At 67.6% G+C, this 14,798-nt stretch carries 13 protein-coding genes; 1 reads left to right on the forward strand and 12 read right to left on the reverse strand.

Annotated features, from left to right (window positions below; all coding sequences use genetic code 11):
• Both AB0I34_RS26695 and AB0I34_RS26700 read right to left on the reverse strand, forming a co-directional pair.
• The coding region (locus tag AB0I34_RS26695) for a DUF4097 family beta strand repeat-containing protein (protein ID WP_360449912.1) at positions 1–804 on the reverse strand (804 nt) is incomplete at its 3' end.
• Positions 801–1,547: a hypothetical protein gene (locus AB0I34_RS26700; RefSeq protein ID WP_360449914.1), complete on the reverse strand. Its 747-nt coding sequence runs from the start codon at positions 1,545–1,547 to the stop codon at positions 801–803. The genes AB0I34_RS26695 and AB0I34_RS26700, both read right to left, overlap by 4 nt.
• A 111-nt stretch (positions 1,548–1,658) precedes the next feature.
• Here AB0I34_RS26700 and AB0I34_RS26705 point away from each other — a divergent pair, with 111 nt between their 5' ends.
• Positions 1,659–2,453 (forward strand): SDR family oxidoreductase, encoded by a 795-nt coding sequence (locus tag AB0I34_RS26705; protein ID WP_360449916.1) that lies wholly within the window; start codon positions 1,659–1,661, stop codon positions 2,451–2,453.
• On the opposite strand, the gene AB0I34_RS26710 is transcribed toward AB0I34_RS26705, so the two are convergent.
• The 10 genes from AB0I34_RS26710 to AB0I34_RS26755 form a co-directional block, all read right to left on the reverse strand.
• Positions 2,450–3,304, reverse strand: a complete 855-nt coding sequence (locus AB0I34_RS26710) for a discoidin domain-containing protein (RefSeq protein WP_360449919.1) — start codon at positions 3,302–3,304, stop codon at positions 2,450–2,452. The genes AB0I34_RS26705 and AB0I34_RS26710 overlap by 4 nt on opposite strands.
• Positions 3,301–4,842, reverse strand: a complete 1,542-nt coding sequence (locus AB0I34_RS26715; RefSeq protein ID WP_360449922.1) for an alkaline phosphatase D family protein — start codon at positions 4,840–4,842, stop codon at positions 3,301–3,303. The genes AB0I34_RS26710 and AB0I34_RS26715 overlap by 4 nt, the downstream gene beginning before the upstream one ends.
• Before the next feature lie 162 nt (positions 4,843–5,004).
• On the reverse strand, positions 5,005–5,793 hold the full coding sequence (locus AB0I34_RS26720) for a hypothetical protein (RefSeq protein ID WP_360449925.1): 789 nt from the start codon (positions 5,791–5,793) through the stop codon (positions 5,005–5,007).
• Positions 5,794–5,879: 86 nt separating this feature from the next.
• Positions 5,880–8,027 (reverse strand): (Fe-S)-binding protein, encoded by a 2,148-nt coding sequence (locus tag AB0I34_RS26725; protein WP_360449927.1) that lies wholly within the window; start codon positions 8,025–8,027, stop codon positions 5,880–5,882.
• A gap of 106 nt (positions 8,028–8,133) precedes the next feature.
• A complete protein-coding gene (locus AB0I34_RS26730) occupies positions 8,134–8,619 on the reverse strand; it encodes a hypothetical protein (RefSeq protein ID WP_360449929.1) in 486 nt (161 codons plus the stop codon).
• Positions 8,620–8,635: 16 nt separating this feature from the next.
• Positions 8,636–11,116 carry a GH116 family glycosyl-hydrolase gene (locus AB0I34_RS26735; protein WP_360449932.1) on the reverse strand — a complete coding sequence of 827 codons (2,481 nt, stop codon included), beginning with the start codon at positions 11,114–11,116 and terminating at the stop codon, positions 8,636–8,638.
• Complete coding sequence (locus AB0I34_RS26740) at positions 11,100–11,732, reverse strand: hypothetical protein (protein ID WP_360449935.1); 633 nt, start codon at positions 11,730–11,732, stop codon at positions 11,100–11,102. Before AB0I34_RS26740 ends, AB0I34_RS26735 begins: the two co-directional genes overlap by 17 nt.
• The gene (locus tag AB0I34_RS26745) at positions 11,729–12,541 is read right to left on the reverse strand and encodes a carbohydrate ABC transporter permease (protein WP_360449937.1); all 813 of its coding nucleotides are present in this window, start codon (positions 12,539–12,541) and stop codon (positions 11,729–11,731) included. The genes AB0I34_RS26740 and AB0I34_RS26745 overlap by 4 nt, the downstream gene beginning before the upstream one ends.
• Positions 12,538–13,404: a sugar ABC transporter permease gene (locus AB0I34_RS26750; RefSeq protein WP_360449939.1), complete on the reverse strand. Its 867-nt coding sequence runs from the start codon at positions 13,402–13,404 to the stop codon at positions 12,538–12,540. The genes AB0I34_RS26745 and AB0I34_RS26750 overlap by 4 nt, the downstream gene beginning before the upstream one ends.
• Positions 13,401–14,696 carry a sugar ABC transporter substrate-binding protein gene (locus tag AB0I34_RS26755; protein WP_360449940.1) on the reverse strand — a complete coding sequence of 432 codons (1,296 nt, stop codon included), beginning with the start codon at positions 14,694–14,696 and terminating at the stop codon, positions 13,401–13,403. Before AB0I34_RS26755 ends, AB0I34_RS26750 begins: the two co-directional genes overlap by 4 nt.
• Between the last annotated feature and the right edge of the window lie 102 nt (positions 14,697–14,798).

Raw genomic sequence — 14,798 nt, forward strand, 5'->3', positions numbered from 1 at the left:
CGGCCGCCCGAAGGTGTTCGCGGACGGCGCGCTCCGCGACTCCACTCGGGAGATGACGGTGCGCGACATCCTGATGCACATGTCGGGGCTCGCGGTCAGGTCCAGGTACGTCGGGACGCCGTCGAGTACTCCGATGTGGACGTCACCGCGGGCCGTCTCGGCCCGGATGCTCGGCGCGTCGGCGACCTCGACCGTGACGTCGCCGGAGCCCGAGGTGGCGACCGAGTGGTCGCGGATCCGCTCGATGGTGATGTCACCCGAGCCGACCTTGACGCTGGCGGGTCCGGCCACGTCGCCGACCCGGACGTCGCCGGAGCCGGTGCTCAGCCCGACCGCGTCGCCGGCCTCGCCGATGGTGATCGCGCCGGAGCCGGTGCTGCCCCGGACGGAGCCCGCGACGTACTCGGCCCGGACGTCGCCGCTGCCGGTGTTCACCGCGAGGTCACCCTCGACCCGGTCGAGCCGGACGTCGCCGGAACCGGTCGACAGTCGCGCGGTGGCCAGCGGCGCCCGCGAGCTGATGTCACCGGAGCCGGTCTTGATCCGGGCTTCCATGGTCGCCGGGGTGGCGATCCGGACCTGGATCTCCGGTCCGCGGCGGACGTTGCGCGGGCCCTCGACGATCAGCTCGCCGTCGCGGACCGCGACGACCACGTCGTCCTCGGTGCCGCTGTCGACCTCGAGCGAGACCATCGTCTCGGTGCCGTCGGCCGGCACGATCTCGACCAGGCCGGAGCCGATCTCGATCCGGAGCTTCTCGATCTTGGTCGCGTCCTCGACGAGTTGCTGGCTGAAGCCGCTCACTGGGCCCACCCCGTCATCCGCTGGCCCGGACCGTGGCCGCCACGGCGACGGCGCTCCTTGTCCCGGTCACGCTCGTCACGGTTACGGTCGCGGCCGCGCCGGCTGCGATCGGGTCCGAAGACGCCCTCCTCGCCGAAGGGGCCACCGGGGCCGAACACTCCGTCCGGTCCGAAGACTCCGTCGGGTCCGAGCGGCCCGTTCGGACCGAGAGGGCCCTCCGGGCCGAACACACCACGCGGCGGGCGCGGGGGGCGGGGCGGGCGGTTGCCACGGCGGTTCCGGTCGCCCAGCTCGGTCATCACGGTGCGCATCAGCCATGCGTTCGAGGAGATGCCCTCGGCCGCGGCGGCCTCGTCCACCTTGTTCTTCACCGACATCGGCAGCCGCAGCGTGATCCGCGCGGTCGGCTCGTCGGCGTCCAGGGTCACCTGGTCGGTGGCCTCGGTCTCGGTGTCGTCGTCGGTCTCGTCGTCCGCCTCGTCGGGGCCGGTCAGCTGGCTCGGAGCCGGCGTGACCACGAACTCGGGACGGCCACCGGCCATCCGGAGCTCGACCGAACCGGGGGACAGCTCGCGGCTGATCTCCCCGGCGGCGTCGGACAGGGCTGAGATGAGGGCCAGGCGGCCCGCGTCATCCAGCGTGGCCCCGAGGCGTTGTGCCACGGAGCGAGTTTGATCGTCGGCCAGGGCGGTGGCGTTCTCCACGCTCCGCCGGACCGATTCGAGATAGTGGTCAAGTTCCATGCCATGAACTATGACGTCATCGTGACGTCAGTGTCAACCTCTTCTGATGTCATGGCGTCGTCATCGTGGCGCCAGGGCAGAATGTGGGCCAGTCGGAGACAGGGAGGAACAGTGTCCAGAGGAGTACTCGTCACAGGCGCGTCCAGGGGTGTCGGCGCCGCGGCCGCGCGGGCGTTCGCACGGGCCGGCGACCGGGTCGTGCTGCACTGCCGAGGTGCGGTCGACCGGGCCGAGGAGGTGCGTGCCGGGCTCCCCGGCAGCGGGCACGCGGTGGTCACCGCAGATCTCGGTGACTCGGCCGCAATTCCTTCCCTGGTTGACGAATCGGCCGCTGTGCTCGGCCGGATCGACGTACTGGTGAACAACGCGGCGTTGTTCGTCGACGAGCCGGTCGCGGGGTCGCGGCGGATTGGGCATCCGCTGGCGGAGACGCCGTACGACGAGTGGGTCGCGGCCTGGCGTCGTACTCTCGCGGTGAATCTGGAAGGAGCGGCGCACGTGACCTGGTGCGTGGCCCGGCAGATGCTGGACAAGGAGCCAGTAGAGGGCGGCCGGCGGGGCGCGATTGTCAACGTCGGGTCACGCGGTGCCTACCGAGGCGAGCCTGACGTGCCCGCGTACGGCGCTGCGAAGGCCGGACTGCACGCTCTCGGGCAGTCGCTGGCGGTATCGCTGGCGCCACATGACATCACCGTGACGTCAATTGCGCCCGGATTCATCGCCACAGACATGACCGAGTCGTTCCTGGCCGGTCCCGGCGGCGACGCGATCCGGGCGCAGAGCCCGTTCGACCGCGTCGCCACCGCGGAGGAGGTCGCCGACGCGGTCTACTGGCTCGCGTCCCCGCAGGCGACCTGGTCCAGCGGCTCCGTCCTCCATTTCAACGGAGCGTCGTATCTGCACTAGCTCCCGTAGGCCTCGAGTTCGACGATGCGGGAGTAGGCGTGGTCGTTGCTGTCCAGGCAGAGGATGCGTACGGCGTCCGCCTGGACCGGATCGAACGTCGACGTCACGTGCCCGGCGGTGTTGCCTCGGACCTGGGCGACGGTCTGCCAGTCACCGCTGCCGCTGCGGACCTGGACGTCCCAGTCCCGCAGCCCGTTGGTCAAGGCCGGGTACTTCGTCGAGTCGAGCGTGTAGAGCTCGACCCGGTTGATCGTGGTCGGCGCGGCCAGCGCGACGTCGTAGTTGTCGGGGAACGCCGCGCGAGTGCCGTCGTTCCAGCCGGTCAGGGTGTCCCAGTGTTCGGAGTCCTTGTCGCCGTCGACCGCGCCGCAGAGCGTGAAGTTGCCGTGCGTCGAGGACGCGGCGGCCTGCTCGCCCAGCGCGACGTTGCTGCCGGTGTCCTTCGAGGGCAAGGGATTCACCGTGACCGGGACGGTCAGCCGCGACTTGTCGACCTCGAGGTCGATCGTGTAGCTGCCGGGCTTGGTGTCACGCGGCACGCGGACCTCGACGGGTGCGGACACCGGCTGGTCGGGGTCAACGGCCGGCAGCCAGGACGAGAACAGTTCCCGGGACAGTTGCAGTGGCCCGGACGGGTCCAGAGTGAGGTCGGCGTACCGATCCTCGCGGCCGGTATTGGTCATGGTCAGTGTCAGGTTGCCGGGAAAGCAGGGCAGGCCGACCACGCTCAACTGCTGCGGATCGGTGCTGACCTGTACGGCGGTTGTTGCCTGGGGCATCGAGCTGGACGTGATCAGGGTTGCCGCCGCCACGGCTCCGAAGGCGATGGCCGGCTGCCAGCGAATGCTCATGCCTGCACCTCCGAGATGCCTGGGCGGCCGTCCTCGACGAAGAGTTTGGCGCGGGTACTGACGGCGCCGTTCTGGACGCTGACCTTGTCGACGACGCGGTAGTCGGAGATCCAGCGCTGTGGGGTGATGCTGCAGCTCACGTACCCGCGCTGGAAGTTCCCGTATTTCATGTGCGGGTTCTCCTTGAGCAGGGTCGCGCCGCCGGGGTCGAGGTCCATGCCGTCGATCCCGGACGTGATCGACGTACCGACGAACTCGGCGCCGACGGTTGCGGACGCCGGATCGGTGAAGTCGAGCTTGAGGTCCGACGCGACGCTGCGGTGCAGGTCGCCGGCGATCGAGACCAGGTTGCGGACCTTGCGTTGTGCGGCGCCACCGAGAACCCGGTCGCGGGAGGCTTCGTAGCCGTCCCAGGTGTCCATCGGGACCAGGACGTCCGGGCCGTCTTTGGTGTCGAGGCGGGCGATCGCAGTCTGGTGCGCCATCACGTTCCAGCGCGAGCGTGACGCCGTCCAGCCGTCGAGCAGCCACTTCTCCTGCGCGGCACCGGTGATCGTGCGGGCCGGGTCCTTGCTCTCCGGACCGGGCGCCTTGGTGCCGTCGCCGTTCGCCTGGTCCGAGCGGTACTGCCGGGTGTCGAGCACGCTGAACTCCGCGAGCCGGCCGAACTGGAACCGCCGGTAGAGCTGCATGTCCGGGCCTTTCGGCAGCTGGGCGAGGCGGAGCGGCATGTGTTCCCAGTACGCACGGAACGCGTTGGCGCGCCGTACCAGGAACTGCGCGGGCGGTGCGCTCGGGTGCGCCTCGTCGGCCCAGTTGTCGACCACCTCGTGGTCGTCCAGCGTGACGATCCATGGCGCGACCGCGTGGGCCTGCTGCAGGTCCGGGTCCAGCTTGTACGCCGCATACCGCTGGCGGTACTCGTCCAGCGTCACGCACTGCTGCGTGATGTAGGGCTCGTTCGAGTCCGGCCGGATGCCCCGGTCGATGCCGAACTCGTAGATGTAGTCGCCGAGGAAGAACACGACGTCGTGGTCCCGCTTCGCCATGTCGGCGTACGCGGTGTACCAGCCTTCCCAGATCGCCTGGCAGGACGCGAAGGCCAGCGACAGGCTGGACAGGTTCGCGTCCGCCGGCGGTGCGGTCTTGGTCCGGCCGACCGGGCTGAACCGTCCGTCCACGCGGAAGCGGTACCAGTAGTGCCGCCACGGACGCAGTCCTCGTACGTCGACATGCACCGAGTGACTCGCCTCGGGTCGCGCCTGGGTCGTGCCATGACGGACGATCCGGCGGAACTGCTCGTCCTCCGCGACCTGCCACTGGACTTCGACCGGGCGGCGATCCATCCCGCCGAACGGCGCGAGCGGATCCGGCGCGAGCCGGGTCCAGATCACCACCCCGTCCGGCAGCGGATCACCCGAAGCGATCCCGAGAGTGAACGGGTCTCGCCGGTCGGTGCGGCCGGTGGCGCCGGCCATGGCGCTCCCGATCTCGGGAAGACTGCCGGTCAGCGCCAGTCCGGCCGCCGCTCCGGTCAAGGTCAGAAAGGTTCGTCGAGTACTACCCACACGCAAGCTCATCGGCACCAGCCCACCCGATCATCCGTCGGTGATCACTTCTGGAACAGGTAAGTTTCTACCTGGGTAACATGAGGTTACGAGAAGTTCTCACCGACGAATGTGATCTGACCGGATCCGGCCTCAGCGCGCGATCTTGCTCGCCGGCGGTGCGGTGATGCTGACCGGCTCGTTGTACTCCGACATCGTCATCACCATCGACACGCCCATCAGCGCGAACGACATCCGGCGGACCAGGTGGGCCTTGTCCATCCAGAGCGAGTAGGTGAGCGTCTTCGGGACGCCTGCCGGGACCTTCTTGCCTTGTGCCGCCAGCGCCTTCGCCGTGTTGACGGTGACGTCGTACCGGTCGAGCTTCTGGCCGCCGATCGTCTCGGCGCGGACGAACTTCAGTCTGGCCATACTCGAGTCGAACGACTTGTAGATCTTGGTCGGGTCGCCGCCGTCGAGCAGTTCGCCGAGCTGTCCGGTCTGCTTGCTGGCGATCTTCACGAACTTGCCGGCCGGCGTGGTGCCGGGGATCGACACGTAGAGGACGCCCTTGACCAGCAGGATCTTCGCGGTCCCGGTGCCGAACGCGGCGCCGGTCATCTCCATCGACATGCCGGCCGGCTTCGAGGTCTGCACGCCCTTCATGCTCATAACGGTCGCGCCGTTGGCGGTCATCGTGCCGACGATCTTCCAGGACTTCTGCTTGGACAGCGCGGTGGTCATCGCCGGAACGAAGGTCGTCCGGTTCAGGTGCACCACCGGCGCCTGCTTGAGCGGCTCGGCGGTGGTGGCCGTCGGCGTCGCGGCGGGCATCTTGCCCCAGTCGCGGCCGGCTTCGGGCTTGTCGTTGTTGCCGCAGGCGGCCAGGCCGAGGGCCAGTGGCAGCGTGGCGACCGTGGCCACAGCGGCACGGAACTTCATGATTCTGCTTCCTCCCCAGGTGATGCGAGCACCGGATCCTACGGCCCGCACCACCTGTGAGGGAAATTGTTTGCAGCTACCTGCAGTCAGCCGCGCTTGACCGAGGCGAGGAGCAGTTGGGCGACGTCCTGGACCTCGACGGACTCGCGGGCGGTGCCGTCGGCCTGCTGGGCGGTGAGGCCGTCGGACAGCATCACGCGGCAGAACGGGCAGCCGGTGGCGATCTTGTCCGCGCCGGTGCCGACCGCCTCGGTGGTCCGGTTCAGGTTGATCCGGCTGCCGATCTTCTCCTCCATCCACATCCGGGCACCGCCGGCGCCGCAGCAGAACGACTTGGTCTTGTTCCGCGGCATCTCGGCGTACTCCGCGCCCGGGATGATGTCGAGCAGTTCCCGCGGGGCGTCGTACACCTGGTTGTGGCGGCCGAGGTAGCACGGGTCGTGGTAGGTGATCTTCTGGCCGTTGAGGGTGCTGTCGGCGGGCGCGACCGGGGTCAGCTTGCCCTCGCGGACCAGGCGGTTCAGCAGTTGGGTGTGGTGGATGACGTCGAGCTCGACACCGAGCTGTGAGTACTCGTTCTTCAACGTGTTGAAGCAGTGCGCGCAGGTGGAGACGACCTTCTTCGCGCCGGTCTCCTTGAAGACCTCCGCGTTCTGCATCGCCAGCTGCTGGAAGACGAACTCGTTGCCGGACCGCCGGGCCGGGTCACCGGTGCAGGTCTCGCCGTCACCCAGTACGGCGAAGCTGACGCCGGCGATGTTCAGCAACTCGGCGACCGCCTGCGTGGTCTTCTTCGCACGGTCCTCGAAGGCACCGGCGCAGCCGACCCAGAACAAGTACTCGACCTCGTCCAGCGTCTCGACGTCGGCACCCACCTGCTTGACCTCGAACGGCAGGTCCTTGGCCCAGTCCATCCGGCCGGACGGGTTCATGTTCCACGGGTTGCCCTTGTTCTCCAGGCCCTTGAACAGGCCGTTGAGCTCGGAGGGGAACGACGACTCGATCAGCACCTGGTACCGGCGCATGTCCATGATCGCGTCCACGTGCTCGATGTCGACCGGGCACTGCTGCACGCACGCACCGCACGACGTACACGCCCACAGCGCGTCCTCGTCGATGACCGCGACGTCAGCGGGACCGACCAACGGCTTGTCCTGCTCCGCCAGCACCAGCTCGGGCAGCGACTTGCGCTCGTCGTCGGACGACGCCAGCAGGTACGGCGCTTTGGCGTAGGCGTGTTCGCGCAGGCCCATCATGATCAGCTTCGGCGACAACGGCTTGTCGGTGTTCCAGGCCGGGCACTGCGACTGGCACCGGCCGCACTCCGTGCAGGTGGTGAAGTCGAGCAGGCCCTTCCAGGTGAAGTCCTCGACCTTGCCGACACCGAGAGCCGCGTCCTCGTCGAGCTCCTCGATGTTCTCGAAGTCGATCGGCGCGCCGTTGACCATAATCGGCTGCAGGGCGCCGAGCGCCGTACCGCCGTCGGCCTTGCGCTTGAACCAGATGTTCGGCCAGGCGGTGAACCGGTGCCAGGCGACCCCCATGGTGGCGTTCAGCGAGATCGTGATCATCCAGGCGAACGAGATCAGGATCTTGATCATCGCCACCAGGTAGACCGTGTTCTCCAACGCGGACTCGCTCAGTCCGCCGAAGAGTGCCTGGCCGACGAAGAACGTGGTCGGGAAGTGGAACTTGCTGCCGGCGCCGAGCTCGTACTCCAGGCCGCGCAGCAACAGGATGCAGATCAGTACGCCGAGGATCGTGTACTCGACGTAGTACGCCTGCCAGGCGGTGGAGCCGAAGAACCGGCTGTAGCGACCCTTCTCGCCCTTCGGCAGGTTGCGCAGCCGGATCGCCATCAGCCCGATGATCGAGATCAGGCCGGTCCAGGTGAGGAACTCGCTGACCCACTCGAAGACGAACCAGTGGCCGATCACCGGCAGCGCGTAGTGCGGGTCGAACAACTGGCCGAACGCCGTCACCAGGCTGAGGAACAGGCCGATGAAGCCGAACGCGACGAACCAGTGCAGTACGCCGATGTGGCTCCACTGCAGCATCCGGGTATGACCGAGCGACTCCTTGACCAGTGTGGTGGTGCGCTGCCCCGGATTGTCGGTCCGCCCGGCCGGCTGGCCGAGCTTGATGACGGACACCATGTGCCCGATCGTCTTGCCGAACAACGCGACCCCGACCGCGGTGACCGCGAGCGAGACGACGATGGCGAGGATCTGCATACCAGCGATGTTATTGGTTGGTTACCCGCGAGTCATGTCGGTGTCGGGCTCGTCACGCCAGAGATGTGATTGTGCCCTCACCGATACAGAGCCTCGGCCGGCGCTCTTACGCCCCGAGTACGGCGCGGTAGATGGCGGAGCTGTCTGCGTCCGGACACTCCTGCTTCAACCGGAGGATGGTGAGGCGCTGCTCGGGTGTGCAGTCGCGGAGCCGGAGGGCATCGGCGACGTGAGGACGCTCGACGACGTGCAGCCAGAAGGTCAGGTCGATCTTCCAGCTGTCCGTGTGCAGGACGGCGTAGAAGCGCTCGTCGGTGATCGCGGGGGTCGGACGGCGGTCGTCGCGTTCGTCCCGGAAGTCGACGCTACGCAGCTCGACGCGTTGGGCCAGCGTCGTCAGGCCGGTCAGGACTCTTGCGGCGGTCGCATCGGGTGCGTCGAACATGACGTCGAGGTCTCGCACGGCCATGAGCCCGGAGAGCGCGCTGCCGATCAGCACCGGCTGCCACGGGAACGCAGTCTGCAGGTCAAGGCACTCGAATAGCTCCTGAGCCTCGGCCTGCAGCTCTCGCGCGCGGTCGATGAGGGACATGGCTCGACGGTAGAGGTCAGGTTGTCGCGATCACCAACGGGTTTCCGGGGAGGACGGGGTGCTCGAGGGGGAGCGTGGTGCCGTCGACCTGCAGGGTCTGGACGTTGATGGTGCCTGTGTGGCAGGTGAGGGTGAGGGTGGGGCCGGACTTGGTGGCTACGCCCCAGCCGGTGGGGGTGACGAAGGGGATGGTCCAGTCGCTGTTGGTGCGGGCGATGTCGAGTGGGGCGAAGGTGAGGATGGCGGTGAGGGCGTTGTAGCGGTAGCCGGTGAGGGCTTCCAGGACGGACCAGCCGGCGGCGTTGCGGATGTAGTGGTCGCCGCATTCGATGGGGTTGAAGGGGTTGCGGCGGGTGCCGTCGTACCGGGTCCAGAGGCCTTGGAGGATGCTGAGGCCCTCGTCGATCAGGCCTTCGTAGAGGCAGTGGGCGGCTACCTGGTATTCGGAGCCGGTCCAGACCTCGTCGCAGTAGCGGGTCGGGATGTCCGGGCGGCCGCCGTGTGGCCAGGTGCACATGAGGAGGCCCGTGTCGTCCTCGTCGGCGAAGACCCGGTAGGGGTGGTCGAAGTCGCGGAAACCGGTGCCTAGGTTGTGCCGCAGTACGTTGCGCAGCGCGGTCTTCACGTGGTCCTTCGGCAGCAGGTAGCCCAGGTCGAGCTGGTGAGCCCACCACTGACCGATCAGCTGGTCTGCCAGGCATCCGTCGCCCCACTGGAAGTCCGGCTTCTCCTCCGGCGACAACACCTGCCGGTAGTACTCGCCGGTGAACAGCAGCTCGTCGTACGCCGCACTCCCGGCCTCGAAGAGAGTGCGGTACTCCTTCGCGTCCTCACCCAGCAGCAGCGCCATCTCCTCGGCCGAGCGCAGTGCGGCCAGCCACAGCGTGCCCATGAACGAGTTGACGCCACACAGGTCGATGTCGTGCGTGCTCGGCTGGATGCCACGCAGTACGCCGGTGCCGTCCGCGTCCCACTTGGTGCGGATGTGAGCGAGCAGTCGCTGGACGTTCGGCCAGCGGTCCCGCAGCCACTCGAGTCCTGCCCCGTGCCGCACTTCCCGGTACGTCTTCAGCACGCTGCCGAGCATGCCGTCGAGGGCCGGCTCCTCCGGACCGCCGATCACCACGTCCCACAGTTGCCGGTGGTACGTCGGAGCGATCACCCGGTGCGGGATGTACCCCTCGGGTGCCTGCATCACGTCGTACTCCGTGTCGCGCATGTTCCGCTCCAGCGCGGGGAACAGCCGGGACAGCGTCTGCTCGTAGTTCCAGACGTGGGTGCAGTTGAGTGGGCAGGACCCGCCGTACCGGCCGCCCCACATCACCGTGGACGCGCCGAGCACACCCTCGAAGCCCAGCACGGTTCCTTCGGCGGTCTGGAAGACGGTGGGGCTGCGTACGTCGGCAGCCAGCGCAGCGAGCCGTGATCCCGCCTCACCAGGCAGCGTGCTCGCCTCGAAGGCGTCGGCCCAGGCAGTACTGAGTGCCTGCAGCGATGGCCAGCGTGCGATGAACGACTCGGCCACGGCGACGGCGTCCGGCGTACGACGGGTGTACGCGTTGCCGAGCCAGAAGCGGCTGTGGCCGTACTCGTGCCGCGGTCCGAACTGGTTGAAGTCGACATATCGGTTCGGGAAGTGCCACGCGATCAGGAACCGAACCTGCGTCGTCCCACCCGGGTCGAGGTGGAACGGCACGGCCAGTCCGCCGTTCCACGTCGTCCCGGGCGCACTGGCCCCGCTGACCGGCGTCGCGGGACCGTTGAGGAAGGCAACGAATTCCCCGGGCCGGGACCACTGTACGCAGGTCAGTGCGCCGGCGCCGTCGGTGGTGAGCACCAGTTGTCCCGCGCCGGGGTGGTCCGCGGGCAGTGTGGTGTTCTCCATGACCAGCGAGGTCCAGTCGTCGTGCCGCCGGACCCGGTTGGTGTTGCCGCCGTACAGGCTGTTGGCGACACCGTCGATCGGGGTGACGCCGTCCCACCCGACCGAGTTCTGCAGCGCTCCGGCGAGCTTGCCGTGCACAGCGATGTCGCCGGGGTTGCGCAGAGCGAAGGTGAACGCGGCCACCGGTTGGGAGCTGGCAAGCGCGTCGGATGGGACGAGTGGATTGAAGACATCCATGCTGACCTCGATCGGGAGGTCAGTGTCGAAGTCCACGCGGGCGCCGGGGTAGGTGGCGGTCACCGTTGGAGTCCCGATCGGCCCGAGCAGCTCGTGCAGGCGTGACTCACCAGCCGGTACGACGTCGTCGGTGACGAGGGGAGTGCCGGACGGTTGCAGCGGAGGCCCTTGCAGCACCCGGATCTCGTCCACCGGCGGCTCGACCCGCGAGAGCCGCAGCGCGAAGAAGCTGTCCGGGACATGTCCCTCGTGGTTGCCGATGTTGTGCAGTTGCCACTGCCGCAGCGCACCGTTGCCGGCCAGGGCAAGCGTGCCGGTGCCCAGACCGCCCAAGGGCAGTGCGAAGTGCCGAAGTTTGTCACCGGTGTAGCGCATGATTCTCCGTCCATGTACCTGCGGAGGCGAGCAACGCCACCGGGCCGGGGGCAAGCAGAAGCAGTGAGGCGGTCACCGACGTACCGAGCAGCAGCGCGACAAAAGCGACGGCGAGTACGCCGAGCGGGACAAGTGGTGCACGTGCGACCAGGCTCAGGGCGGTGAACCACAATGCCTTGCCTCGCAGCCGACCGGTGACGCGAAGGCTGAACGCGTAGCACGAGGCGAGCACGGCGAGGACGGTCGCACAACCGCTGACGGCCAAGGGGATCGCGAAGATCGGACCGTTGTACAGCTGTCGGTTGAGCAGCGCAAGGGCGCCGACGGCGGCCGGGACCAGTCCGACCTCGAGACCCGCGACGGCGTGGTGCTTCAGGTTGCGCAGTAGGAGGAGCAGTCCGCCGCGGCCGTCCCGGACCACTGAGTCGGCGGTGGCTACGACCGCCGCCCAGACCGGTCCGACCAACACAGCGCCAAGCAGGACGCTGACCGGGGAGAGCCCAGGCATCAGCAGCACCATGAGCCCGAACGCCGTACAGACCAGTACTCCGGACGCAGCAATGAAAGGCAGCTCGTGCCAGAGGGCGCGAAAGGCGGCAGGCAGGTGGTCGGTCATGCGCGCAGGCCGGTGGTCGCGATGGAGGCGATGAACGAGCGCTGGAAGATCAGGAACAGCACGAGGATCGGCAGCACCACCAAAGTGATGGCCGCGAACAGCACCACGGCCGGGCCGCCGCCCATCGCACCCTGCAGCGAGACGAGGCCGACCGGCAGGGTCATCTTCTCCGGTGACGACAGGAAGATGTACGGCCAGAAGAAGTTGTTCCAGGACGCCTCGAAGACGAAGATCCCGAGCGCGGTCAGGCCCGGCCGGGCCAGCGGCAGGATCACCCGGAACAGGATCCAGAAGTGGCTCGCGCCGTCCATGATCGCGGCCTCGTCCAGCTCGCGGGGGATCGACGCGATGTACTGGCGCAGAAAGAAGATCCCGAACACGTTCACCAACGCCGGCAGCCAGATCGCCACGCTCGTGTCGACCAGGTGCAACCAGCGCATCATGATGAAGATCGGTACGACGGTCAGCTGCACCGGTACGACGAGCGCCGCCAGCAGCACCGAGAAGATCTGGTCCCGGCCCGGGAACCGCAACCGCGAGAAGGCGTACGCGGCCAGCGCACTGGTCAGCAGAGCACCGGCGGTCGTGATCACCGCGATCTGCAGGCTGTTCCAGGCCATCTGCGCGAACGGGATCAGCTCCGGCACCTGCTGGAAGTTCTGCAGTGTCGGCGGGTGCGGGATCCACTGTGGCGGCAACTGGAACGCGTTGATCGGTTCGGCCAGGGCGGTGATGATCAGCCAGACCAGCGGCGCGATCATCAGCAGCCCGCCGAGCACCAGGACGAGATCGAGCAGCCGGCCCTTCACAGGTGCACCCACCGCCGGCTGAGCCGGAACTGGAGCCCGGTGACGATCATGATCACCACGAACAGCACCAGCGAGAGGGCGGCGGCGTACCCGATCTCGAAGGACTGGAAGCCCTTCTCGTAGGTGTACTGCACGATGCTGCGGGTCGCGCCGTCCGGGCCGCCCTGCGTCATGATCACCATCGGGTCGAAGATCTGGAACGCGCCGATGAACGTGATCACAGTGGCGAAGAAGATGGTCGGCGACATCACCGGCAGCGTCACGCTCCAGAACCGCCACCACGCGTTCGCGCCGTCCACCCGGGCAGCCTCGTGCAGCGGGGCCGGCACGGTCTGCAGGCCGGCCAGCAGGATGATGAACGTGTAGCCGATGGTGTGCCACCAGTCGACCACGATCAGCGTCGGCAGCGCCCAGGTCGGCGACGCCAGCCAGTTGGTCGTCGCCGAGAGGTAGTAGTTCGCCAGACCGAAGGTCGGGTCCAGAACGTATTTCCAGATCAACGCGACCGCGGCCCACGAGACCAGGAACGGGAAGAAGAACGCCGTCCGGACGAAGTACTTCGTTCCGCGGGTCATGGTGCGGTGTACGCCGAGCGCGAGCAGCATGCCGATGCCGATGTGGGTGATCACCGAGGAGATCGCGAACACGAACGTGTTGACCACGGCCCGGATCGTCGCACCATCGGTGACGAGCTGGCGGAAATTGTCCAGCCCGGCGAATTCCGGCGTACTCAGCAAGTCCCAATGGAACAAGCTCAGACCGAACGCGGCGACCAGGGGCGCGGCGACGAAGACGAGAAAGAGCAGTACGGCGGGACTGATGAACAGATAGCCCGGCAACCAGTCTCGCCGCTGAGGTTTCAAACGAGTCCTTCGAGCGCGGTCTGCGCCTTGCCGAGCGCGTCGGCCGGCGACGCGTTCCCGGTCAGCACCTGCTTCCAGCCGTCCTCGACCGCCTTCTGCACCGCGGCGCCCTTGTCCGGCGACGGGATCGGGGTGGCGTAGCTGAGCGCCTGGTAGAGGTACTCCGTCCCCTTCGGCGCGTCGGTGAGGAAGGACTGGCTGTTCGCGATCGACTTGCGGGCCGGGACGATGGTGCCGCCGAGTTGCGCGAAGAACGACGAGCCCTCGGTGGAGATGAGGAACTTGATGAAGGTCCAGGCGTCGTCCTTCTTCTTCGACGCCTTCATGATCGGGTAGCCGTTCCAGCCCACCGGCGAGCCCTGCTCGACCTTGGTCGGCCAGGGCACGATGCCCATCTTCGCCGTCGCCTTCAGGTTGCGGATGCTGATGATCGGCCAGCGCCCGCCGCCGAACATCGCCAGCTTGCCCTGCGCCGCCGCGGTCGTCGCGTCGAACGTCCCACCGGGCGGCGGTGACAGCTTGTCGGCGACCAGGGCCCGGTTGAACTCGGCCGCTTCGATCGCTTTCGCGTCGTTGTACGTCGGCTTGGACCAGTCGTCACTGAAGCTGCTCGTCCCGTTGGTGAGCAGCCATGGCATGATCGCCGCGAAGTACTCCGGGCCCGCGGCGTACCCGAACGCGCCGGTCTTCGCCTTGATCTGCTCACACGCGTGCCGGAAGTCGTCCCAGGTCCATTTCGCCGTCGGCTCAGGGACGCCGGCCTTCGCGAACAGGTCCTTGGAGTACCACATGCACATGGTGTTGAACTCGCCCGGCAGGTAGTAGGTCTTGCCGTCGGTGGAGCTGTACTTCTTGTTCCACTCGATCAGGTTCGGGTCCATGTCGGCGTAGTACTCGTCGATCGTCGACTTGTCCTTGCTGATGTAGTCGTCGAGCGGAGCCAGCAGACCCTTGGACGCGAACAGCCGCTGGCCCTCGGTGGCCACCTGGATCACGTCCGGCACCTGGCCGCCGGCCAGCCGGGTGGAGAGTTTGTTGAAGAAGTCGCCCCAGTTCGAGAGCGGGATGCCCTCGGCCTTGAGCTTGATCTCCGGGTGCTTCTCGCTGAACTTCGCGAACAGCTTGTTCCAGGTGGCCTGCTGTTCGGCCGTCCCCATGTAGACGAACGACAACTCCTTGGTGCTCGATCCACCGCCGCCGTCACTTCCTCCGCAGCCGGCCAGCGCGGCGGCGAGCGCCGTACCGCCGGTCGCCTGGAGGAAACGTCGCCGGCTGAGCAGGGACTGGTCCATCGGAGCGCCTCCTGGGGCGGGAAATCGATTTCTCGACAGCATAGGCCCGGCCGCGGAAACCGTGTCAAGGGCGGGCCGCGGAAAAGTCAGGGGGAATCCTTC

Source organism: Kribbella sp. NPDC050281 (assembly GCF_040655855.1).
Lineage (GTDB): Bacteria > Actinomycetota > Actinomycetes > Propionibacteriales > Kribbellaceae > Kribbella.